Origin of the sequence: Streptomyces sp. NPDC058307, from assembly GCF_042880295.1 — a bacterium.
GTDB lineage: Bacteria > Actinomycetota > Actinomycetes > Streptomycetales > Streptomycetaceae > Streptomyces.
Genome location: NZ_JBHVYZ010000072.1, coordinates 19887 through 41769, shown reverse-complemented (window position 1 = coordinate 41769; position 21883 = coordinate 19887). Strand labels below are relative to the sequence as shown.

Here is a 21883-nt window from a genome sequence, read left to right as displayed (position 1 = left end):
TCCCCACCCGCTGACTCCCCTGACCCGAAAACACCACACCCAACCCACCACCACCCACACACCCCGCCACCACACCCGAAGCCCCACCACCAGTGCCCCGCGCCACAGCCCCCAGACCCTCTACCAACCGCCCACGCTCGTCACCCACCACCACCAACCGATGCGCAAAAGCCACCGACCGCGACGACGCCAACGACAACGCCACATCACCAACAGGCAGTTCAGGGCGCGCATCGGCGAACTCCCGCAACCGCCCCGCCTGCTCAGCCAACGCCGCCTCGGACCGCGCCGACAGCACCCACGCCACAGGACCCGCAGATGATTCGACTGCGCTGGGAACGCCGGGAGGCACGGGAGGCACGGGAGCCTCCCCGACCACCACGTGGCAGTTGGTACCGCCCATGCCGAAGGAGCTGATCCCGGCGATGAGCGGCTGCTCGGCGCGCGGCCAGGGCGTGGTGCTGGTCTGCACCCGCAGGTTCAGCTCATCGAGCGGGATCTGCGGGTTCGGTGTGCGGAAGTTCAGGCTGACCGGGATCTCGCGGTGGCGAATGGCCAGCGCCACTTTGAGGACGCCGACGATTCCTGCGGCGGATTCCAGGTGGCCGATGTTCGTCTTCGCCGAGCCGACGAGCAGCGGGCCGTGTTCGCGGCGGTTCCTGCCCAGCGCCGCGCCGAGCGCTGCGGCCTCGATCGGATCGCCCAACGGGGTGCCCGTGCCGTGCAGCTCGACGTACTGCACGTCTCCCGGCTGCAGGTCCGCGAGCTGGTGCGCGCGCCTGATGACATCTTCCTGCGCCGCGCTGTTGGGAGTGGTGAGGCCGTCGCTGACACCGTCGTTGTTGATGGCGCTGCCGCGTATGACGCAGTACACGCGGTCGCCCTCGGCCAGGGCTTTCGACAGCGGTTTGAGGACCATGACGGCCCCGCCCTCGCCGCGTGCGTATCCGTTGGCGCGCGCATCGAAGGTGTAGGAGTGCCCGTCCGGCGAGAGGCCGCCGAATTTCGCTTCTTCGGCCGCCGTCTCCGGGCTGATGCTGAGTTTGACCCCGCCGACCAGGGCGATGGTGCATTCTCCGCGGCGAAGGCTGTCGCAGGCGAGGTGGACGGCGACCAGCGAGGACGACTGCGCCGTGTCCACGGTCATGCTCGGACCGGCCAGCCCGAGCGTGTACGAGACACGGTTGGCGATCATCGCGCGTTGCAGACCCGCGTTGCTGTGGGCTGTCGTCGCGCCGGGGCCGCCTTGGCGCAGCAGGGTGGCGTAGTCGTCGCGGTTCGCTCCGATGTACACGCCGACCCGGTCGCCCCTGACGCTGCCGGGTACGATCCCGGCGTCTTCAAGTGCTTCCCAGCCGAGTTCGAGGGCCAATCGCTGCTGCGGGTCGATGGCGACGGCTTCACGGGGGGAGATGCCGAAGAATTCGGCGTCGAATCGGTCGACGTTCTCCAGATATCCGCCGAATGCAGTGCCCGACAGGGATTCGCTCACGCGTGACTGGTCGAGCTCCTGTCGGTCCGCCGGGACCTTCGTGATGGCGTCGCCGCCGCTGCGCAGAAGGTGCCAGAACGCACCGAGGTCCGGCGCCTTGGGCAAACGGCATGACATTCCGACGATGGCGATCAGGTCGTCCTGCGGAGGCAGTTCTTGAGCGCTTGTCATGTCCGTCCCCATGTGAAGAAGAAGGTCCACGTCTCAGAAGGTCAGAGCAGGTCCCCGCCGACGGCATCGACCTATGGCGTGCCCGCCCCGGACGTAAAGGTGCGGCGACAGAAGTGGCGGACGTACAGGGCCGGGGCGCGCTGACAGCGGTGCCGCGCCACCGGGTGCCGGCCTTCGGGCACGCCACGACGGTTTCTGCCGCCGGCCGCCCGTACGCGCCCCGCGGCGGGCCGGCGATCATGCACAGAGTCGAGCCGGCAACGCGAAGAAGTGCCGTCTGTCAGCCGCTCTCGGCAGTTGACCGAGCCGGTGCGGTGTGCTGCCGAAGACCTGCATCAAGTTCACGAACCAACCCTTCGGTCCTTCATGACTGGGTTGTTGGGAACGCTAACTTCCCTGCCGACCGCCCATAATTACGCCGTTCCACGGTGTACCCATCGGGAGGGCAGCGGCCGTCCATCGGCCGGCGTCCGTGGGCCGAAAGGCCGAAGACGGCGAGCACGACGGCATGCGGCCCCGGAACCGCCACTGGTTCCGGGGCCGCCCAATACATGACGTCACGTCATATCAGCTCAGGTCATCGCAGTCGCACCGTGGCCGTGCCCGCCCCGGCGACAAGGAACATCGCGCCCAGTATCAGCCAGCCGGTCATACCGAAATGAATCGCGGTCGAGGTGATCAATACCGGGCTCAGGAGTCTGCCCGCCGCGACGCCGCTGTTGAACACGCCGAGATATTCTCCCGTGTTCTTCGGATTCGCCAGTCCGAAGCTGAGCGCCCAACCCCCGGCGGAGGAAAGGATTTCACCGAAGGTGAATGCCACGATCCCCACAAGGAGGATCGTGGTCGCCAGCGGCCGGGCGACTCCGTGCGCCAGCCCGAACAGCAGGCACGCCGCGGCCAGCAGAGCGCCCGAGCGCAGGCAGGCGCGAACGCCCTGACGCGGTGTCTCGACACCGCGCCCGACTCTGACCTGGAGGAAGATCACCATCAGCGTGTTCACTGCCATGAGCACGGATATGACGAAGCGCGGGACGTCCCCTGACCGCACGATCCACAGCGGTACGCCCACCTCCAGCACTCCCACCTGTACGGCGAGCACGCCGTTGAACACGGTCAGCAGCACGTAGGCGCGGTCGACCTGGGGGAGCCGGAGCCGGAGCCGAAGCCGCCTGCGTGGGGTCCCGGTGGCGCCTGAGGCCGGCCGAGGCCCGGCCGGTGCGGGCGGGACGGACCCGGCCGCTGCCCCCGTGGTGGACCCGGCCGGTGCGGGCAGCGTCGCGACGCCCGATGCCGGCGTGGGGTCGACGACGGCCGGTACCGGCGCGGCGGGTACGGCGACCGGCAGTCGCAGAAGCAGGAGCGCCGCGCCGAGGAAGGTCACCGCATCCAGCACGATCATCGTCTGGTACACGGCGAGGGTGTCGTACTGAAGGGCGATCGCGGCGACCATCGACCCGGCGCCGATGCCGATGTTGCTGACCACCCGTAGCACCGACCGCCCGTACACGCGGGTGTCCGGCGGCAGCGCGACGGCGATGAGCGCGCTGCGTGCGGTGAGTGCCGCCTGGTCGACGAAGGTGACGAGACAGGCCAGGGGCACGAAGACGACCATCGAGCGAACCATCGTGTAGCCGAGGACACCGGCCGTCTCGACACAGAACAGCACGGTCAGGGTACGTCTGGCGCCCCAGCGGTCCGCGAGCCGTCCTGCGGGCACGCCCGCGAGCACGCCGCCGACCCCCGCGATCGTCAGACCCAACCCGACCTGGCCGGTGGTGAGTCCGGCGGACAGCGTGAAGTAGACCACGCTGACCGCGATGAACAGCCCGTTGCCGAAGCTGCTGACAAGGGTCGCCCAGACGAATGTGCGGAGGGTGGGCTGCTGCGGCACCAGACGGGTGAGCACGCTTCGCTGATCCAATCTCAGGCCACGTCTATCCGCAGGGCCGCTCCTGCCGCGTCCAATGCGGTCCGGCACTCCTCGATCGTCTCGGCGACCGCGGTGGCGTAGGCGACGCGGCCGACTCGCATGCCCTTGGGTGGCGGGGACACGGTGTCTCCGGGGGCGGCGATGAGGTAGGTGCGCTCGATCGCCGGGGGAAGCAGGGAGGGCTCGAAGCGGAGGTCGGCGATCGTGGTGTCGTCCTTGTCCGCGTAGTAGAAGCGGATGCCGGCCACGCGTTTGCGACTCGCCGTCAGGTCGGCTTCCTCTCCCATGGACACCGCGGCTGTCACCACGCCGGGATCGATCCCGGTGGCCAGCATTCCCAGGTACGGGATCAGGTCGCCACCGGCGCGCGCGTTGACCTCGATCAGCTTCATGCCGGTGGGGGTCAGCTTGAACTCGGAGTGGGTCACGCCGTGGGTGAAGCCGAGGGCGCTGTGGATCTCGGTGAGCACACCGGCCAGTTCGGGGGAGGTGAGCAGTTCGTCCCCGGCGTCGACGTAGTGCCCGATCTCCTCGAAATGGGGCGGATACCCGATCACCTTGCGGGCCACGAACACCGGGGTGACCTTGCCGTCGCGGATGACGGAGTCCACGCTGATCTCGGGGCCGTCGAGATACTCCTCGACCAGCACCGGGGCTTCGTAGGCCGGCCCGTGCGGGTCGGTGGTGCTCCGGGTGGACATGAAGTGCTCGGTCAGGTCCTCCGGGCCGTCCACGCGGACCACGCCGAAGCTGCCGCCGTAGCCGCGCGGTTTGATGACTGCCGGATAGCCGGTCCTGCCGACGACCTGACGGGCTTCTTCGAGGGTGTCCACCGCCAGGGAGATCGGCTGCGGCACGTCGGCCGCTTCGAGCAGGACCCGCGTCCGGTGTTTGTCCCGGCAGTTCTGGACGGCGGCGGGGTCGCTCGTGGGCAGACCGAGGGCGCTCGCGATCTCCGCGGCGGCGCCGACCGGGGCGTCGCCCCAGCACACCACGCCACCGACCGTTTTGGACTCGGCGACCTTGCGGGCTGCTGCCACCATCACGGTCGGATCCGTGGTGCTGGGCACCACCGTCCAGTCGGTGATGTGCTCCTTTTCCCAGGTGGGTTCCGCGGTGGTGAACATGTGAATCGGGTAGGCGCGACCGGCGGACCGCAGGAGGTCTTCACGGTACATTCGCCTGCCGGTGGCGATGACGAGCAGCAACAGTACTGGTTGGCCTTGCTTTTGCTGAGATTGGTCCGACAATTTCGGCACCTCCGGTTGTCGCACTCCGCCACCGACAGGCGAAGATCCACATCTGTTGTACACGGCAGGTTGGACGGTCAGAAAACACGGTGGCCGCTACGGGTCCTTCAGACCGTTGTGGGGCGGTCCTCGTGTGTTGGCCCGGCCACTTCGCGAGATCCCGGTCCCGGCCCGTGCGAGAAGTGCGAGGTGTCGGCATCGCCTGTGTACGCGGCCAGTTCCGGGGCGTCCGGCGCAAGGTCGAAGAGATCGGCGAGCATGTCCACATACCGCTCACCACCTGGTGCGGCGACCATTTCCTGGACGCGCACCGTGGGCGCGTGCAGTATCTTGTTGACCACTCTTTTGACTGTCTGCGCGACCGCGTCGTTCTCGCGCTCATCGAGGCCGGGAACCCGGGTGGCTAACCGGGCTAATTCTTTGTCGACGACGGATGCCGCTTTGTCCCGCAGTGCCGCGACAGCGGGCGCCACCGCCTCGGCGCGGCGTTTCGCCCGGTAGTCCGCCTCCTCCTCGGCGATAATGCGCATGACGCCTTCGATATCGGCTTCGGTGGCGTTATTCCAGTCGGCGAGGTCGTCCAGACTCACCAGGGTGACATCCTGGTGCAGCGCGGCTTTCGGGTCGATGCTGCGCGGAGCGGCGAGGTCGAGGAGGGTCACCGGGCCGCGCACCATGTCCGCGGTGATCACGTACTCGCCGGTACCCAGGCAGGACACCACCAGGTCGGCGTCGCGGAGCGCTTCCGGTACGGCGGCGAGGGGGATCGCCGTGGCGCGCACGGGCAGGTCGTCGGCCAGCCGTTCGGCGCGTTCCAGGGTCCGGTTCGTCACGGTGACGGCGGCGATCCCCCGTGCGGCCAGGGTTTTCGCGGTCAGCGTGCCCATGGAGCCCGCTCCGAGGACCAGTGCGTGCTTTCCGGCGAGCGGTCCGACGATGTCCAGGCCCACGGTCACCAGCGAGGCGCCGACGCGGTTGACGTCCGTCTCGGATCGGGCACGTTTGCCGACCCTCAGCGCACTCTGCATGATGCCGTGGAGCACTCTGCCGACGGTGCGACGCTCCTGCGCGAGCTGAAACGCGGTGCGCAGCTGGCCCACGATCTGGTCCTCGCCGACCACCATCGAGTCCAGCCCCGACGCTACTTTGAACAAGTGCTCAAGTGCGGTGTCGTCCGCGAATTCGTAGAGATACGGAACGAGTCGGTGGGGCGCGATGTCGCAATGGCGGACGAGCGCATCGGTAATGTTCTTGACGCTCTGCGCGCGGTTATAGACATCGGCGTACACTTCTACGCGGTTGCAGGTCGCCAGGACCACACTCTCGCGTATTCCCGTGGCGCGCTGGACCTCACGCAAGAGTTTATGGACTGTGTCACCGGTGATGGCCGCCTGCTCGAACACGTCGGGCGGGGCACTCCGATAGCTTAACCCTAAAACTAAGAAACTGATGACGATCCCCCTGACTTGACGATCCTATCAGTGGCATCACAGTGTAACCGCACTCTTTTCGCGCGCGGGGGGAGTCGGGGAAGCAGAATTCTGCCTTTCTCGTGCCGGTCGGACATAGCCGGTATGTACGTGTTACCCCCGAGTCAACCGATTCCGAGTTTCGCGAGGAATGGGCGGGCCGCGCGCGCTGGATCAGCTCCGGGCGTTGACGGGGAGACGAATTCGCTGGTCACCGGCCGAAGACCGCGCATGGGCCGCCGGTATACGGTCAGGCCGTCGGCAGAGCAACTCCCTTGCGCGTGACCGCCACCCGGGTGGCACAGTGTCCAACCGGGCCATCGCGGCACTCCCCGCCGTGGAGGCCGCCAGGAGGTCGGAGCCCGCCGTACCCGGCGGCTTCCGGTCACGCCGCCGTACACGCGCCACTATGCCGACAATTGGTCGGGAAAACCTTTCGGAAGCCCGGAGTACGATAGGCGGTGATCCACCATCCATCGGGAGTTGATCACCATGCCAACATATCTGGTCGGCTCGCGGGCAAGTAACTTGGCCAGAACGCAGGTACGCGAATATCTCGCCCCTATTCGTGAGCGCTTTCCGCACGTGACGTTCACGCACCGGGTAATTCTCGAGGGCGGAGACCGGGATCGGAACTCCCTGACGTCCGAGGTCTCGGCCGTCAGTGGCGGAAGCGCGTTCAGCACCGAGCAAGAGGCGGCACTTGCCAGGGGTGACGTGGACGTGGTGATCCACTCCCTGAAGGATCTTCCCACCGCGAACCCTCCGGGTCTGATCCTGCTGCCTCCGCCGGGCCGCGAGGACGTACGGGACGCCCTGTGCGGATCCACGCTGGCCGGGCTGCGCAAGGGTGCGCGGGTGGGTACGGGCGCCGCTCGGCGCATCGCTCAACTCCTGGCGGTCCGCCCCGATCTCGAGGTCGTCCCGATCCGGGGAAACGTCCCGCCCCGGCTGAAGAAGATCGAAACCATGGGCCTCGATGCCGTGGTCCTGGCGGCTGCGGGCCTGCGCCGCCTCGGCCTCGACCACGCGATCGGTGAACTTCTGCCCCTGGACCTGTTTCCCCCCTCGCCCGGCCAGGGCGCCCTGGGCGTCCAGGTCCGCGAGGACAACGAGGCTGTTCGGAAGATCCTCTCCACCGCCGCCGACCATGCGGTCGATGCGCAGGTGCGGGCGGAGCGGGCCCTTCTCGCGGAGCTGCACGGGGGTTGCAGCGTGCCGGTGGGTGCCTACGCCGAGACCGGACCGAACGGCTCTCTCACGCTTCACGCGCAGGTCACGTCCCCGGACGGGACGCAGCGGGTGTCCGGGGTGATGACGGGCCGCGCCAGTGAACCGGAGAAGCTGGGCACGGCTCTGGCCGAAGAACTCATCGGCCAGGGCGCGCGCGAGATCCTTTCCCCGCGGGCCCACGCCGAGGTCTAGCCGGCAAGCAGGCGGCCCCTGCGCGTGATCGAAGGCGACCACAGCCTTGATCGCTCGCAGGGGCCGTTCTCTTTGCGGGGGTCACGCCAAAGTGCGCGCCAGTTCCGCGGCCGCATACGTGATGATCTGGTCGGAACCGGCCCGCTTCAGCATGGTGAAGAGCTCCACCAGCAGGCCCTTGTCGCCGTTGGCGTCCGTGAGCCTGGTGTACTCGCCCGACACCGAGAACGGGGCCAGGGGCACGTCGCACATCAGCTTCAGCTCCACCAGGACGTCGACGCAGAACATCGCGGGTTCCAGCAGCAGCATGTCGGCGCCTTCGACGATGAAGTCCAGGGAAGCCTGGATCGCACGCGTCGGCCGTTGCGGGTCCACCTGGAAGGCTCGACGGTCGCCCGACGCGGGAACGGCGTCCATGGTGCGGCGATAGCCGTCGTAGAGCCTCGAGTCGAAGATGAGGTGCGGCATGACGCGGATGTCCGAGCGCCCGGCTTGGTCCAGCGCCTGCCGTACGCCTCGCACACTGCCGGGCAGCATGGCGGCCGGTCCGACGATGTCCGCCCCCGCCTCGGCCTGCAGCACCGCCTGTTCGGCGATCGCCTCCGTGGTGGCGGCCGTGTCCGGGACGCCCGCATGGTCGCTGACGTGGCACTCCCCGGTGTCGGTGTACGAGCACAGACACGTCTCGGTCAGCACCGTCATCGACGCGTCGGCCGCCTTGATCTCCTGAATCGCCCGCGTCATGACGTTGTTCCGTGTGCGGGCCACCGACCCCTGGGCGTCGCGGCGATCGCCGGTGGCGAAGACCTTGACGGCACCGACCCCGTTTGCGGCCAGGTCCTTCACCGCTGAGCCGATATCGCGCACGGTCAGCGTCGGCATCGGGAGTGTCCCGGCCTCAATGTCCTCCCGGACCAGGAAGACCATGGTCAGATCCGATGGTCTCAGCGTGCTGAACTTCTCGCTGGTGGCCGTTAATCCGCTGACGCCGTGCTCGATCACGAACCCACTCACTCCCATCCCCAGAAGAGGACTGTTGGCTTACGGCCGGGCCGGGCCGCGTCGACCACGGGAATCCGTCGGCTCGATGCAGCACCCAACCACATACGAGTATATGCCAATTACCGTGCACGGCTCAGGAGTTGACGCGGTGTCCGCAATTACGTGGGTTGTCCATACCCGGACGTGCATATCCGTCATCCGCAATTCCTTATCCGGAGGATGGGATGCAGCAGCCGAGCGGCGAGGAGGCGACAGCCACGTCGTCGAACCACGGGGTGTCGTCGCCGGTCCCGTAGCTCTGCGGGTGCCGATAGATCATCCGCACAGGTGGTGGCCTTGATCACTGATCTCCGGCCATACCGGCTGCTCGCCCCGCTGTCTTCCCTTGGGCACGGCGCCGCGGCATCATGATCCGTCGTGCTGCTGCGCCTGGCCTACCTCGTCGTGACCGACACCTTCAGAGATCCTCGCGCTCCGGCACCAGCTGCTGATCCTGCAGCGCCAGGTCGGCAAGCCCGCGTTCACCGACACCGACCGCGCGCTGCTCGCCGGTCTGCTCCACCACTTCCCGATAGACAAGCTGCGCCAACTCCCGCTGTCGGTACGCCCCGACACGATCTTGCGCCGGCACCGCGACCTGCTCAAACGGCGCCACGCCGCAACGTGCGTTCCAAGGCGTCGAGGGCGCCCGCCCACCATCCGGTCGATCCGCAGCCTGGTGCTCCGCCCGGCACGCGAGAACACCTCATGGGGGTACCGGCGCATCCACGGTGAGCTCGCGGGGCTCGGCATCACCGTCGCCGCCTCCACCGTCTGGGAGATCCTCGAGAAACACGGCATTCCGTCTGCACCCGAACGCGAGGCCTCGAGACCCGCACGCTGGCCGACGCGCGCCTGTACGTCTTCGTAGTCATCGAGCACTCCACCCGCAGGATCCGGATCCTGGGCGCCACCGCACACCCCGCCGCGGACTGGGTGGTGCAGCTCGGGCGCAACCTTGCCATGGATCTCCAGGACGCGGGCAGCAAGGCGAAGTTCTTGATCCGCGACCGGGATTCGAAGCTCACGAAGCTCTTCGACGCCGTGATGGCCGACGCCGGGCTGGCGGTCGTCCTCAGCGGTGTCCGGATGGCGTGGATGAATTCGATCACGGAGCGGTGGACACACACCTGTCGGCGAGTTGCCGGACCGCGCCCTCGTCTGGGATCAGCGTCATTTGTTCCATGCTCTGCGCGAGTTCGAGTCGTTCTACAACTGGCATCGCCCCATCGGGCCCTGGGACAAGCGGCTCCGATCCGCCCACTGCCCGAACCGACCATCGAACCAGGACAGATCAAGCACAGCACCCGCAGAGTTGGGGAGCGGTGGCGCACACGAGAGAGCAGTCATGAAGCAGTGGGTCGCGCTTCTTTCCTCTCTCGTCTGCGCTCCTTGTGCCGAGCGCGAGGCTCTTCGAAGGTTCCGGATATTTCGACGATGATCCGGACGCAGCACGAGAACACGGTGAGAATTGCCGAAGCGACGAGCGCCCCGTCCCAGACGAAGAACCCCAGTACAGCGAGCAAACCCCAAGCCGCAGCGGCGGCGGCACCTGTTTTCCTGCGGAATGGGAACAAGGCCCAGGAAACGACCGGGGAGAAGAAGAACACGGCGAAGCCGCGTGCATCCATTGGGGGATGCTGTGCCCGTCGGGATGGTCGGTCGTACTCGTGCCTCCTGCCCTGACCTCGTCGTTCCACTTCGGACCGCGGCCTTCGTGTCCGGCATGGTGCACCTCGACGACGGCAGGCCGCCCGTGCACGCCGGAAGGGCGATGACGTTCTGCGAGGTGTTGATTCCCCAGCCGTACAGGGCCTGGCGCGACTTCAGCGGAGTGTCGAACGCGCTGGATTCCGGTCGGACGTCGATGTCCTGGTCCTCGTCGAAGAACGCGTCGGCCTCGACGGTGTCGGACACGTAGGTGCCGGCGACCGGCTGGAAGGCGACGGCGCCGAGAGCAATGTCGTCGGCGGCGGTGCCGTCGGGCGTGTAGTTCGACAGGCTCACACTCGGGGTGGCCGTGAACTTGTAGGCGCCCAGGGACACCCACTTGCCGTTATTGGCGCTCTGGTCGACGTATCGGTCATAGGTTCCGCCGAGGGCACCGCGGACGACGTAGTGCGGGTCCTCGGTCTGCGCGCCGGTGTCCGGGACGGATGGTCGGGGCGCAGCGCGGTGGGGGCTTCGGCAGCGATCTGGACGGCGGCGCCGATGTCGGTGGCGATGAGCGTCTTCGAGCCGTCGGCGGGTGGTCCCCACAGGGTCTCGGCGGTGGTGCGGGGGGCCATCACGGAGAGCAGGAAGTCGGCCTTGCGGCTGACGTCGGACAGGATGCCGACCACGGTGAAGGGCTGGCCGCCGATGAAGATCGCCGGGTGGGATTCCAGGGTGGTGATTCCGAGGAGGGCAGCGGCACCGGAGCCGATGACGGCGCCGGGCTGTTTCGTCCGGGACGAGTAGGCGTCGTAGAGGCGACCCTGGGCGAGGGTGGAGACGGTCGCCCGAAGAGCGCCGGGTGAGGCGGCGACGACGTCGACCGGCCGGCCCTCGATGCTGTCGCCGACGGGGGCGGCGGCGGCTTTCAGCTCTTGTTCGGAGCCCACGCTCCAGTAGACCCCCGCGTGCTGCACGCCGTTGAGCCGTCCGACGCGGGCGTGGGCATCGGCAGGGAAGGCATGGCCGGCGAACTCGTTCTGCTTGGCCGCCGTGTCCTCGACCGTGACCTCGGTGGCGGTCAGGAGGTCGAAGCGGGCGTCGATCTGGGACGAGGCGGTGGCTGTCAGCCCGAGGACGGCGACGAAGGCGCCCACACCGAGAACTGTGCCGAGTGCGGTGAGGACCGAGCGGGCGGGACGCTGGAGTATCCCGGCGGTGGCCTCGGCGAGCAGGTCGGGCGGACCGAACACCGAGGAGTCCGCGGCCCGCTCGCGGCGTCGGAACCTCAGGCGGTGATCCCGTTCCTGAGCGACAGTCCCGCGCAACTGAGGGCCACCGTGCGCGCGATCGACGCTGCGGGGGCCACCTCCGTCACGCCGCTGGTGCTGCATCTTCGGCCGGGTACTCGCGAGTGGTTCATGGCCTGGCAGAACCGGGAGCACCCGTATCCGGTACGCCGTTACGAGCGGCTCTACGCGGACGGCTCCTACGCCCCGAAGTGGTACCAGCGCCGGATCACCCGTCAGGTCCATGAGCCGGCCCAGGAGTACCGCATCGGTCCCGCGGGCGCGGGGATGCCCCGGCGGATCCGGGAGCCGGAGCCCGAGGTCGAGCCGGTGTCCGAACCTGTCCAACTCACGTTGATCCGAGAGCGTTCGAGGGCACAAACCTGATCAATCGGGTCAATTATTGTCAGAACACGTTCTTCCGGGCGGACTTTCCGGGACGATGCGGCGTGGACCGTGACCTTCGCGGCCCGGAAACCCTCCGTCCTGGGAGGACTTCATGAGAAAACGCGCAGCCGTGCTGTGCGGTGCCGTGGTCGTCGTGGCCGGGACCCTCACCGCCGTCCCCGCCGACGCCAGCGCCCCGCAGGCCACACCATCCGCCCCAGCCGCGAAGCCCGCCTGGAAGAAGTGCGGCACCGCCGACTACCCGACGCTCCAGTGCGCGTCCCTCAAGGTGCCGCTCGACCACGCGAACCCGCGCGGGCGGCAGATCACCCTCGCCCTGTCCCGCGTCCCGCACACCGCGAAGAAGTACCAGGGCCCGCTGCTGGTCAACCCCGGCGGCCCCGGCGGCAGCGGTCTGACCTTCGCCGGGTTCATCGCCTCAGGGCTGCCGAAGGCGGTCGCGGCCCGGTACGACGTCATCGGCTTCGATCCGCGCGGGGTGGGCAAGAGCAAGCCCGCCCTCGACTGCAAGCCGGGCTACTTCAACCCGGTGCGCCCGGACTCCGTGCCGAGCACACCCGCGATCGAGCGGGCCAACCTCCAGCGCGCCAAGTCCTTCGCCGCCGCCTGCGGCCGGAAGTACGCGAACGTGCTGCCGTACATCGACACCGTCAGTGCCGTGCGGGACATGGACTCCATCCGCCGGGCCCTCGGCGCCAAGCGGATCAACTACTTCGGCTACTCCTACGGCACCTATCTGGGCGCGGTCTACGCGAAGCTCTTCCCGCACCAGGTGCGCCGCCTGGTCCTGGACTCGATCGTGGACCCGACCGGCGTCTGGTACGACGACAACCTCGCCCAGGACTACGCCTTCAACGACCGGCACCGGGCGCTGATGGCCTGGATCGCCAAGTACGACGCGACGTACAGGCTCGGCACCGACCCGGAACGGATCGAGGCCAAGTGGTACGCGATGCGGGCGGCCCTCGCCAAGAAGCCGGCGGCCGGCAAGGTGGGCGCCTCCGAACTGGAGGACACCTTCATCCCGGGCGGCTACTACAACGGCTACTGGCCCTACCTGGCCGAGGCGTTCGCGGCCTACGTGAACGACAAGAAGGCCGACCCGCTGGTCGAGGCATACGAGAACTTCGCCGCCGTCGACGCCTCCGGGGACAACGGCTACAGCGTCTACACCTCGGTGCAGTGCCGTGACGCCTCCTGGCCGCGTGACTGGCGCCAGTGGCAGAAGGACAACTGGGACGTGTACGAGAAGGCGCCGTTCATGGCCTGGAGCAACGCCTGGTACAACGCGCCGTGCGCGTTCTGGCCCACGAGGTCGCTGAGTCCGGTGAACGTCGCCAACGGCAAGCTGCCGCCGGCTCTGCTCTTCCAGGCGACGAACGACGCGGCCACCCCGTACGAGGGCGGTGTCACGGTCCACCGGCTGCTGGCCGACTCCAGCCTGGTCGTCGAGGAGGGCGGCGGCAACCACGGCATCACGCTGAGCGGGAACAAGTGCCTGGACACGTACCTGACCGCGTATCTGACCGACGGCAAGGTGCCGCGTGGCGGCGGCGAGGCCGACGCGGTCTGCAAGGCGCTGCCCGATCCGAAGCCGCTGACCGGCAAGGCGGCGTCGACGTCCTCGCGCGGCGCGGCCCTGCACAGGCTGCTGGCCGCCCGCGGCTGAGCGCCTGACGCTCCGTCGGGGACGGGCGTTGTCAGTGCCGTGGTCCACCATGGACGCATGAGTGAGCTGACCAGGATTGCCGCCCCCGACGGTGTCGCCCCCGCGGCCCAGTACTCCCACGTGGTGCTGGGCCGCGGCCGTTTCGTCGCGATCTCGGGCCAGGTCGCCCTCGACGAGGACGGCGAGCTCGTCGGGGACGGCGACGCCGCGGCCCAGGCCCGCCAGGTCTTCGAGAACCTCCGCCGCTGCCTGGCCGCCGCCGGAGCGACCTTCGACGACGTCGTCAAGCTCACCTACTTCGTGACGGACATGGCCCACATGCCGGCGATCCGCGCGGCCCGTGCCCAGCACATACCCGACGACCGGCTGCCGGCGGCCTCGGCCGTGCGGGTGGCGGGGCTGGTGCGGCCGGAGTTCCTGCTGGAGGTGGAGGCGTTCGCGGTGATGAGCGAATAGATCCGAGGCCGGAGCGGGCGCAGGGTGCCTAGGGTGCCGCCATGGACGACGATCGACCCCTCATCCGCCCGATGACTCTCGCCGACTGCGACCGCGTGGCCGAGATCCGGGTCGGCGGCTGGCAGAACGCCTACCAGGGCCTGATCCCGCAGTCGTACCTCGACGCGATGAGCGTGGCGGAGGACGCCGAGCGGCACCGCACCCGCTTCGGCCAGGGGGACGGCAGCGTGGTGAACCTCGTGGCCGAGCGGGACGGCGAGGTCCTGGGCTGGGCCTGTCACGGCCCGTACCGGGACGGCGAAGTCCGCACCCCCGACGCCGAGTTGTACGCCGTCTACGTGGACCCCCGGCACTACGGGCGCCGGCATCGGACACGCCCTGCTGCTGGAGTCCCTGCGCGACCGCACGGCCGCGGGCCACGACCGCATGTTCCTGTGGGTCCTCAAGGGCAACGGCCGTGCCCGGCGCTTCTACGAGCGGGCGGGCTTCGCGGCCGACGGCACCGAGGAGCCCTTCGAGGCGGACGGCGTCCCGGTGCCGGAAGTGCGGTACGTACGGACGCTCGACGCCTGACCGCCCGCCACCGTGCCGGAGCACGGGCGCCCGCACCGCGTCCGTACCCTCCGCCGGACGGCAAGGTGCGCGGTGCCGTGCACGGAGCTCGCCCGCGGCGGCCGACGCCGACACCCCGCCGCCCACCGGCTCACCGCTGCCTCGGGATCCGCGCCAGCGCGTGCACCGCAGCCTCCGCGAGCGCCGGGTGTGCGAGGGCCTCGTTCAGTACCGGTCTGGCGCGGGCGTCGGCCAGGGTGCCGAGGCCCTCCACGCAGGCGAGCGCCACCCGACGGTAGGGGTCGTGCGGGCGCAGCCGGCGCTCCAGCGTGGTGATGAGGGCCGGGACGGACTCGGGGGCGCGCAGCTCGGCCAGCAGCCGGACCGGGTGCAGGGCGTAGGCGACCCGGAGTTCGTTGGTGGCGAGGGTGGCGGCCGCGCGGGCGGTGCGCGGGTCGTCGAGCCGGGCGAGGGCGTACGCGGCGGCGGCGCAGCGCGGCGGGTCCCGGTGGTTGAGCAGCAGGACGAGCGACTCGAAGGCCCGGCGGTCCCCGGCGAGCCCGAGCCGGAACGCGGCCAGTTCCCGGGCCCACAACGGCTGTCCGGGCTCGGTGAGCACTCCGGCCAGCTCGTCCAGGTTCTCGGTCGCCACCAGACGGCCGAAGGCGGCCGACGCTCCCGACTCCTGCCGTAAGCGCTCCGTGAGCGATCGCAACTCTTCGTCCATGAACCCGAGGTTAGGCGGCTCGTCCCGGGCGCGGGACGTACATCACAAATCCGGGGGCTGGCGCACTCGTTACCCACCGGTTAAGCTCAGACGAGCGAGTTACCCACTCGCGGAACTCCTTGCGGTGGCCTGGTGACGCAGCCGCCGCGTGGGGACACCTCCCACGCCCTTGAGGCAGTGGGGGAAGTCGGTTCGGTACCTCGTGTACCACCAGTACGGCCCGGCCTGGGACAGGGCCGGTCGGTTCCACCGTTCTCCGGGCCTGTGCAAGGTCTGCGACGACGGTCCGGGCGTGTGCGCTCGCAGCCCGGCAACACCCGCATGCAGCAGCTCTCTTCACGCACCCGGTGCGCCTTCGGCGTACCGGGTCGCGTTCCCAGTCGTCACCCTCATTCCTGGAGTTCCGCGATGGCCACTCCCCTGTCCGACCCCTCCCTGTCCCCGCTCAGGACGATCGCCGTCGTCGGCCTCGGCACCATGGGCACCGGCATCGCCGAGGTCCTCGCCCGGGCCGGCCGCGAGGTCGTCGGCATCGACGTCAGCGAGGCGCAGGCCGCCAGGGCCGTCGCCGTCCTGGAGACCGCGACCGCCCGCGCCGTGGAGCGCGGCCGGCTCACCGAGCAGGAGCGCGCCGACGTCCTCGCCCGCATCCGCACCTCCAGCGACCTGCGGGCGGCGGCCGACGCCGACCTCGTCATCGAGGTGGCTCCGGAGTCGTACGAGATCAAGCACCAGATCTTCCGCGAGCTCGACGGGATCGTGCGCCCCGAGACGATCCTCGCGACCGGCACCAACGCCCTGTCCGTGACCCGGCTGGCCGCCGACTCGGCCCGTCCGGAGCGGGTGCTGGGCCTGCACTTCTTCAACCCGGCGCCCGCGATGAAGCTGGTCGAGGTGGTCTCCTCGGTGCTCACCGCCCCGGCGGCCGTCACCGCGGTCACCGACCTCGCCCTCGATCTCGGCAAGGAGCCCGTCGCGGTCGGCGACCGGCCCGGGTTCGTCGCCGACGGGCTGCTGTTCGGCTACCTCAACCAGGCGGCCGCGATGTACGAGGCGAAGTACGCCTCCCGCGAGGACATCGACGCGGCGATGCGGCTCGGCTGCGGTCTGCCCATGGGCCCCCTCGCCCTGCTCGACCTGATCGGCGTCGACACCGCGCGCACGGTCCTGGAGGCCATGTACGCCGAGTCCCAGGACCGGCTGCACGCCCCCGCCCCGATCCTCAAGCAGCTCAGCGAGGCGGGCCTGACCGGCCGTAAGTCGGGACGCGGCTTCTACACGTACGAGGCTCCGGGCAGCGCGACGGTCGTGCGGGACGCGTTGACTCCGCTGGAGAGCTCCACGCGGGTGCCCGGCCGCGAGGTCCGCTCCGTCGGTGTCGCGGGCTCGGGGACCATGGCCTCCGGTATCGCGGAGGTGTTCGCCAAGGCCGGGTACGAGGTCGTGCTCGCCGCCCGCAGCGAGGAGAAGGCGCAGACGGCCAAGGCCCGTATCGGCAAGTCTCTTTCACGTTCTGTCGACAAGGGCCGGATGACCGCCGAGGCGGCGGCGCAGACCCTGGACCGGATCACCGCGGCGGGCTCGTACGAGTCCTTCGCGGACGTCGACCTGGCCGTCGAGGCCGTCGCCGAGGACCTGGAGATCAAGCAGCAGCTGTTCCAGGCGCTGGACAAGGTCTGCAAGCCGGGCGCGGTCCTGGCCACCACGACCTCCTCACTGCCCGTCGTCGCCTGCGCCCGCGCCACCTCGCGCCCGCAGGACGTGATCGGCATGCACTTCTTCAACCCGGCGCCGGCGATGAAGCTGGTGGAGGTCGTCCGTACGGTGCTCACGGCCGAGGACGTCCACGCGACGGTCCGCGAGGTCTGCGTCAGGATCAAGAAGCACGCCGTGGACTGCGGCGACCGCGCGGGCTTCATCGTGAACGCCCTGCTGTTCCCGTACCTCAACAACGCGATCAAGATGGTGCAGGAGCACTACGCGTCCCTCGACGACATCGACGCGGCGATGAAGCTGGGCGGCGGCTACCCGATGGGCCCCTTCGAGCTCCTGGACGTCGTCGGGCTTGACGTCTCGCTCGCGATCGAGAAGGTCCTGCACCGCGAGTTCCGCGACCCGGGTCTGGCTCCGGCCCCGCTCCTGGAGCACCTGGTGGCCGCGGGCTGCCTCGGCCGCAAGACCGGCCGTGGCTTCCGCGAATATGCCCGCCGCTGAGCACGCCGGCGACTGGTTCACCGGCGGCGAGGACTGGGGCGGGCTGCTCGATCCGGGCAGCCCGCTCTCGCCGACGGGACCCGGCGGCTCCCCGCCCGCGCCGTACGGGACAAACCCCGGACACGCGCACCAACCTGCGCACATGCAGTACGTTCGGGTCATGCCCCAGCCCGCCAAGTCGTCCCGTACACCAGCCACGCCCGATGTGCCGGAGAGTGCCGCAGGCAGCCGCGCGGCCGCCCAGCGGCTCAAGATGCGCCGAGAACTGGCCGCCGCCGCGATGGAGCTGTTCTCCACCAAGGGGTACGAGGCGACGACCGTCGACGAGATCGCGGCCGCGGCCGGTGTCGCCCGCCGCACCTTCTTCCGCCACTTCCGCTCCAAGGAAGAGGCGATCTTCCCCGACCACGACGACACCCTGGTCAGGGCGGAGGCCGTGCTGAACGCGGCCCCCGCGCACGAGCACCCGCTCGACACGGTGTGCCGCGGCATCAAGGAAGTCATGAAGATGTACGCGGCCCGGCCGGAGATCTCGGTCGCCCGCTACAAGCTGACGCGCGAGGTGCCGACGCTGCGGGAGGCGGAGATCGCCTCGGTGGCCCGCTACGAGCGACTGTTCACGCGGTATCTGCTCGGGCACTTCGACGAGCACGCCCATGACGACGACGCCAACGACGATCCCCTGCTGGCGGAGGTCGCCGCGTCCGCCGTGGTCACCGCGCACAACCACGTGCTGCGGCGGTGGCTGCGGGCCGGCGGGCAGGGGGACGTCGAGGCGCAGTTGGACCATGCCTTCGCGATCGTGCGGAAGACGTTCGGGACGGGGATCGGCGCGGGCCGCACCACGACCTCTCCGCAGCCGGCCGCGGCGACGCTCGCCACCCAGGGCGAGGTCCTGGTCGCGGTCGCCCGCACCGACGTCCCGCTGGACGAGGTCATGCGCACCATCGAGCAGGCGCTCAAAGAGCACTCCTGACGCACTCAAGCATCGAGGGCCGGTACCGGGAAACCCCCGTACCGGCCCTTTCTCGCGTTCGAAGAAAAGTTTCTCTTCGAACTCTTCACCAAGGATGATCCAGCTCCTCCGCGATCTTCATCGAAAATTCCTCTCTTGATCCAGGGGCGTGCCATGCTGTCGAACCGTCGGAAAGAAAATCCGCAGGCCTGGGGAGGCCGCGGTCTTGGCGTGGCCGCCGGGAAAAGCCTCGGGGGAACAGGGGAATGAGGCTCGGCGCGCGCCCTCGCAATCCTTTTTTGCCGCCTGCCCGCGGCATTCTTCAGGGGGGATTTCCTTGTCCTTTTCCACTCCGCCCGTCGTCGGCATCATCGGGCTCGGCTATGTCGGGCTGCCGACGGCTCTGGCCCTGCTGGAGTCGGGTCTCACCGTCATAGGCCTCGACGTGGACCCCGCCCGGCTGGACGCCATCCGTGCCCGCCGCGTCGATCTGGTCCCCGACGACCACCGCCGACTGCGTGTGCACACCGGTGAAGGCCCGGGTGCCGACCGGTTCGTCCTGACCACGGACCCCACGGCCCTGCGCGCCGCCGAGGCGGTCCTGATCTGCGTCCCGACGCCCGTGGACGACCACCTGGTGCCGGACCTGCGGGCCCTGTCGGGTGCCTGTGCCACCGCCGCCGCCCACGCGGTCCCGGGGCAGACCATCGTGCTGACCTCGACCAGCTACGTCGGCACCACCCGGGATCTGCTCCTCGGCCCGCTGGCCGAGCGCGGACTGCGGGTGCCCGAGGACCTGAGCGTGGCCTACGCCCCGGAGCGCATCGACCCGGGCAGCACCGAGCACACCCAGAGCACGACCCCGCGGGTGGTCGGAGGAGTCAGTCCCGAATGCACCCGCCGCGCCGCCGACGTGCTGCGGCGCACCGGCGCCGAGGTGCACGAGGTGCTCTCGCCGGAGGCCGCCGAGATGACCAAGCTGCTGGAGAACACCTTCCGGGCGGTCAACATCGCCCTGGCCAACGAATTCGCCACCATCTGCGGTGAGTTGGGCCTGGAGGCCCTGGAGGTCATCCAGGCGGCGGCCACCAAGCCGTACGGGTTCATGCCGTTCTTCCCCGGCCCCGGCGTGGGCGGGCACTGCATCCCCTGCGACCCGCACTACCTGCTGTGGCAGCTGCGCGAGAAGCGGGTCGCCTCGCCGCTGATCGACACGGCGATGACCGCGATCGCCACCCGACCGCACGCGGTGGTGCAGCGCGCCCGGGACGTCCTCGCCGACCGGGGCGTACCGCTGCGCACGGCCCGGGTGCTGGTGGTCGGGGTGACGTACAAACCGGGGGTGGCCGATCTCCGGGAGTCACCGTCCCTGGAGATCATGAGCACCCTCGACGAGGCCGGCGCCGAAGTGGCGTACACGGATCCGCTCATCCCGCAGGTGTCCCTGGGCGGACGGCTGCTGCGCTCCGAGCCGGAGCCCGGCGAGCGGGACTGGGACCTGGTGCTGGTCCACGGCGTGCACCCGCGGCAGGACCTGTCGTGGATCGGGGACGACCTCCCGGTCCTGGACACCACCTACCGGCTGCAGGACTTCAAGCACCGGGCGGTGGTATGAGCGTCCAGGCCCAGCGGCCCGCCACGCCCGGCGGGCCCGAGCCCTCCCCGTTCGTACCCGGTCAGCGCGGCGCGCCGCGGCCCGGCCGGGCACGCCTCGCCGCACTGACCGACCGCATGGACCCGGGGGTACGGCACGCCGCGCGCCGCCTGCTCGTGGTGATCGTGCTGCTCCCGCTGCTGCTGATCCTGGCCCACGAGGCGCCCCGGCTGGTCCAGGCCCCGCTGGTGCTCGGCTACGGCTTCATGGTCCTGACGGTGACCATCTCCATGCTGTTCATCGCCTACAGCCGCTACGACGACCCCTCCCGGCGGACGCTGCGCGGGCGCCCGCGCCACCTGGACCTCTTCCCCGAGCTGCCCGTGCGGCCACGGGTGAGCTTCCTGGTGGCGGTCAAGGACGAGGAGGACGGCATCGAGGCGTGTGTGCGTTCCATGGCCGGAAGCGACTACCCCGACCTGCAGATCGTCGTGGTCGACGACGCCTCCACCGACGGCACCCGCGCGGTGCTGCGACGCCTGTCGTGCGAACTGAACCTGCGGGTGCTCTACCTGGACCGCAACGTCGGCAAGAAGCACGCCCTGGTCCGGGCCGCCGAGCTCGCCGATGGAGACGTCCTCGCCTTCACCGACTCCGACTGCGTACTCGCCCCCGACGCCCTTCGGCGGTGCGTGCGGGCGCTGACACTGCACCGGGAGCTGGGCGCGGTCAGTGGCCACGCCCGGGCGCTGAACGCCGACGAGAGCGTGCTGTCCAAGGCCCAGGACGTCTGGTACGAGGGTCAGTTCCGGGTCGCCAAGGCCGCGGAGGCGACCTTCGGGTCCGTCTCCTGCGTGTCCGGGCCGCTCGCCGTGTTCCGCCGGGACGCCATTGTGAACTACCTCCCCGCCTGGGCCGGTGACCGTTTCCTCGGCGGTGAATTCCGTTTCGCCACCGACCGGCAGCTGACCGGATACGTCCTGGGCCAGAAATGGAAGGGGCTCAAACTCAAGGCGCAGTACGCCGATTCCCCTTTCGTCACCGAGCAGAACCATCCGGAACTGCCGTGGCGTATCGGCTATGTGCAGTCCGCGAAGGTCTGGACGACCGTTCCGGCTCGATTCAGGCCTTTCATGCGGCAGCAGGTGCGCTGGAAGAAGAGCTTCATCCGCAATCTGTTCTTCACCGGCACCTTCATGTGGCGGCGCGGGCTCGGTCCGGCGGTGCTCTTCTACGGGCACGTCCTGTGGGTGCTGTGCGCCCCGCTGATGGCCGTACGCCACCTGGTGTGGGCGCCGTACCACGGGCTGTGGTTCCTGACCGGGCTGTATCTGGGGGGTGTTCTCCTCAAGGGCGTGGTGTGGGGCCTGGCCTTCAAGGCGGACAACCCCCGCTCCACGCGGTGGCGGTACCGGCCGCTGATGAGCCTGTTGTCGTCGGTGGTGCTGTCCTGGCTGCTGCCGTACTCGCTGCTGACCATCCGGCGCGGTGTCTGGTCGAGGAGGCTGTCATGAAGGCCGTACGAGCCGTCGGGCGCGCTCTGGCTGCGCTGCTGGCCACGGGCGTCGTCATCGCCCTGTATCTG

General features: G+C 69.4%; 16 protein-coding genes and 3 pseudogenes. 11 read left to right on the top strand and 8 right to left on the bottom strand.

All coding sequences use genetic code 11. From position 1 onward, the window contains the following. From ACFVYN_RS35060 to ACFVYN_RS35045, 4 genes are all read right to left on the bottom strand, one after another. Positions 1-1693: type I polyketide synthase (locus ACFVYN_RS35060; RefSeq protein ID WP_390006012.1), on the bottom strand; the 1693-nt coding region annotated here is incomplete at its 3' end. A 547-nt stretch (positions 1694-2240) separates the two neighbouring features. Then, positions 2241-3572, bottom strand: coding sequence for an MFS transporter (locus ACFVYN_RS35055; RefSeq protein WP_390006010.1), 1332 nt, complete (start codon positions 3570-3572; stop codon positions 2241-2243). A gap of 17 nt (positions 3573-3589) precedes the next feature. Continuing rightward, the gene (locus ACFVYN_RS35050) at positions 3590-4723 is read right to left on the bottom strand and encodes an ATP-grasp domain-containing protein (protein WP_390006009.1); all 1134 of its coding nucleotides are present in this window, start codon (positions 4721-4723) and stop codon (positions 3590-3592) included. Positions 4724-4953: 230 nt separating this feature from the next. Next, positions 4954-6297, bottom strand: a complete 1344-nt coding sequence (locus tag ACFVYN_RS35045; protein WP_390006020.1) for a glutamyl-tRNA reductase — start codon at positions 6295-6297, stop codon at positions 4954-4956. Between the two features lie 510 nt (positions 6298-6807). Here ACFVYN_RS35045 and hemC point away from each other — a divergent pair. Beyond that, on the top strand, positions 6808-7740 hold the full coding sequence (hemC, locus tag ACFVYN_RS35040; protein ID WP_390006008.1) for a hydroxymethylbilane synthase: 933 nt from the start codon (positions 6808-6810) through the stop codon (positions 7738-7740). Positions 7741-7821: 81 nt separating this feature from the next. On the opposite strand, the gene ACFVYN_RS35035 is transcribed toward hemC, so the two are convergent. After that, on the bottom strand, positions 7822-8754 hold the full coding sequence (locus ACFVYN_RS35035; protein ID WP_390006006.1) for a hypothetical protein: 933 nt from the start codon (positions 8752-8754) through the stop codon (positions 7822-7824). A 405-nt stretch (positions 8755-9159) separates the two neighbouring features. Between ACFVYN_RS35035 and ACFVYN_RS35030 the strand changes: the two are divergent. Beyond that, positions 9160-10083 (top strand): annotated as a pseudogene (locus ACFVYN_RS35030) (integrase); the annotation flags it as partial. 44 nt (positions 10084-10127) lie between these two features. On the opposite strand, the gene ACFVYN_RS35025 reads toward ACFVYN_RS35030, so the two are convergent. Continuing rightward, positions 10128-10412 carry a hypothetical protein gene (locus ACFVYN_RS35025; protein ID WP_390006022.1) on the bottom strand — a complete coding sequence of 95 codons (285 nt, stop codon included), beginning with the start codon at positions 10410-10412 and terminating at the stop codon, positions 10128-10130. An 86-nt stretch (positions 10413-10498) separates the two neighbouring features. On the opposite strand from ACFVYN_RS35025, the gene ACFVYN_RS35020 reads away from it, so the two are divergent. After that, positions 10499-10702, top strand: a complete 204-nt coding sequence (locus ACFVYN_RS35020) for a hypothetical protein (RefSeq protein WP_390006005.1) — start codon at positions 10499-10501, stop codon at positions 10700-10702. A gap of 82 nt (positions 10703-10784) precedes the next feature. On the opposite strand, the gene ACFVYN_RS35015 is transcribed toward ACFVYN_RS35020, so the two are convergent. Further along, positions 10785-11687: an ABC transporter permease gene (locus ACFVYN_RS35015; RefSeq protein ID WP_390006004.1), complete on the bottom strand. Its 903-nt coding sequence runs from the start codon at positions 11685-11687 to the stop codon at positions 10785-10787. A 42-nt stretch (positions 11688-11729) separates the two neighbouring features. On the opposite strand from ACFVYN_RS35015, the pseudogene ACFVYN_RS35010 reads away from it, so the two are divergent. The 4 genes and pseudogenes from ACFVYN_RS35010 to ACFVYN_RS34995 all read left to right on the top strand — a co-directional run. Continuing rightward, positions 11730-12110, top strand: a pseudogene (locus ACFVYN_RS35010) (radical SAM protein); the annotation flags it as partial. A 112-nt stretch (positions 12111-12222) separates the two neighbouring features. Continuing rightward, positions 12223-13800 (top strand): alpha/beta hydrolase, encoded by a 1578-nt coding sequence (locus tag ACFVYN_RS35005; protein WP_390006003.1) that lies wholly within the window; start codon positions 12223-12225, stop codon positions 13798-13800. A gap of 57 nt (positions 13801-13857) precedes the next feature. After that, positions 13858-14256 (top strand): RidA family protein, encoded by a 399-nt coding sequence (locus ACFVYN_RS35000; protein ID WP_390006001.1) that lies wholly within the window; start codon positions 13858-13860, stop codon positions 14254-14256. Positions 14257-14297: 41 nt separating this feature from the next. After that, positions 14298-14829: pseudogene (locus ACFVYN_RS34995) on the top strand (GNAT family N-acetyltransferase). 130 nt (positions 14830-14959) lie between these two features. Here the strand turns inward: ACFVYN_RS34995 and ACFVYN_RS34990 are convergent. Beyond that, a complete protein-coding gene (locus tag ACFVYN_RS34990; RefSeq protein WP_390005999.1) occupies positions 14960-15535 on the bottom strand; it encodes an adenylosuccinate lyase in 576 nt (191 codons plus the stop codon). 408 nt (positions 15536-15943) lie between these two features. On the opposite strand from ACFVYN_RS34990, the gene ACFVYN_RS34985 reads away from it, so the two are divergent. The 4 genes from ACFVYN_RS34985 (at position 15944) to ACFVYN_RS34970 (ending at position 21812) form a co-directional block, all read left to right on the top strand. After that, entirely contained in the window at positions 15944-17749 is a 1806-nt protein-coding gene (locus ACFVYN_RS34985) for a 3-hydroxyacyl-CoA dehydrogenase family protein (protein WP_390005997.1), read from the top strand. A 142-nt stretch (positions 17750-17891) separates the two neighbouring features. Next, positions 17892-18725, top strand: coding sequence for a TetR family transcriptional regulator (locus ACFVYN_RS34980; RefSeq protein ID WP_390005995.1), 834 nt, complete (start codon positions 17892-17894; stop codon positions 18723-18725). A 316-nt stretch (positions 18726-19041) separates the two neighbouring features. Continuing rightward, positions 19042-20319, top strand: coding sequence for a nucleotide sugar dehydrogenase (locus tag ACFVYN_RS34975; RefSeq protein ID WP_390005993.1), 1278 nt, complete (start codon positions 19042-19044; stop codon positions 20317-20319). Next, positions 20316-21812, top strand: a complete 1497-nt coding sequence (locus ACFVYN_RS34970) for a glycosyltransferase (protein ID WP_390005992.1) — start codon at positions 20316-20318, stop codon at positions 21810-21812. The genes ACFVYN_RS34975 and ACFVYN_RS34970 overlap by 4 nt, the downstream gene beginning before the upstream one ends. Positions 21813-21883 lie beyond the last annotated feature (71 nt).

Bases quoted from the DNA above. Each gene is read 5' to 3' on its own strand.
- ACFVYN_RS35050 (WP_390006009.1), bottom strand. From the start codon at position 4,723: ATGTTCACCACCGCGGAACCCACCTGGGAAAAGGAGCACATCACCGAC.
- ACFVYN_RS34985 (WP_390005997.1), top strand. From the start codon at position 15,944: ATGGCCACTCCCCTGTCCGACCCCTCCCTGTCCCCGCTCAGGACGATC.
- ACFVYN_RS34980 (WP_390005995.1), top strand. From the start codon at position 17,892: ATGCAGTACGTTCGGGTCATGCCCCAGCCCGCCAAGTCGTCCCGTACA.
- hemC (WP_390006008.1), top strand. From the start codon at position 6,808: ATGCCAACATATCTGGTCGGCTCGCGGGCAAGTAACTTGGCCAGAACG.
- ACFVYN_RS34990 (WP_390005999.1), bottom strand. From the start codon at position 15,535: ATGGACGAAGAGTTGCGATCGCTCACGGAGCGCTTACGGCAGGAGTCG.
- ACFVYN_RS35025 (WP_390006022.1), bottom strand. From the start codon at position 10,412: ATGGATGCACGCGGCTTCGCCGTGTTCTTCTTCTCCCCGGTCGTTTCC.
- ACFVYN_RS34970 (WP_390005992.1), top strand. From the start codon at position 20,316: ATGAGCGTCCAGGCCCAGCGGCCCGCCACGCCCGGCGGGCCCGAGCCC.
- ACFVYN_RS35005 (WP_390006003.1), top strand. From the start codon at position 12,223: ATGAGAAAACGCGCAGCCGTGCTGTGCGGTGCCGTGGTCGTCGTGGCC.
- ACFVYN_RS35000 (WP_390006001.1), top strand. From the start codon at position 13,858: ATGAGTGAGCTGACCAGGATTGCCGCCCCCGACGGTGTCGCCCCCGCG.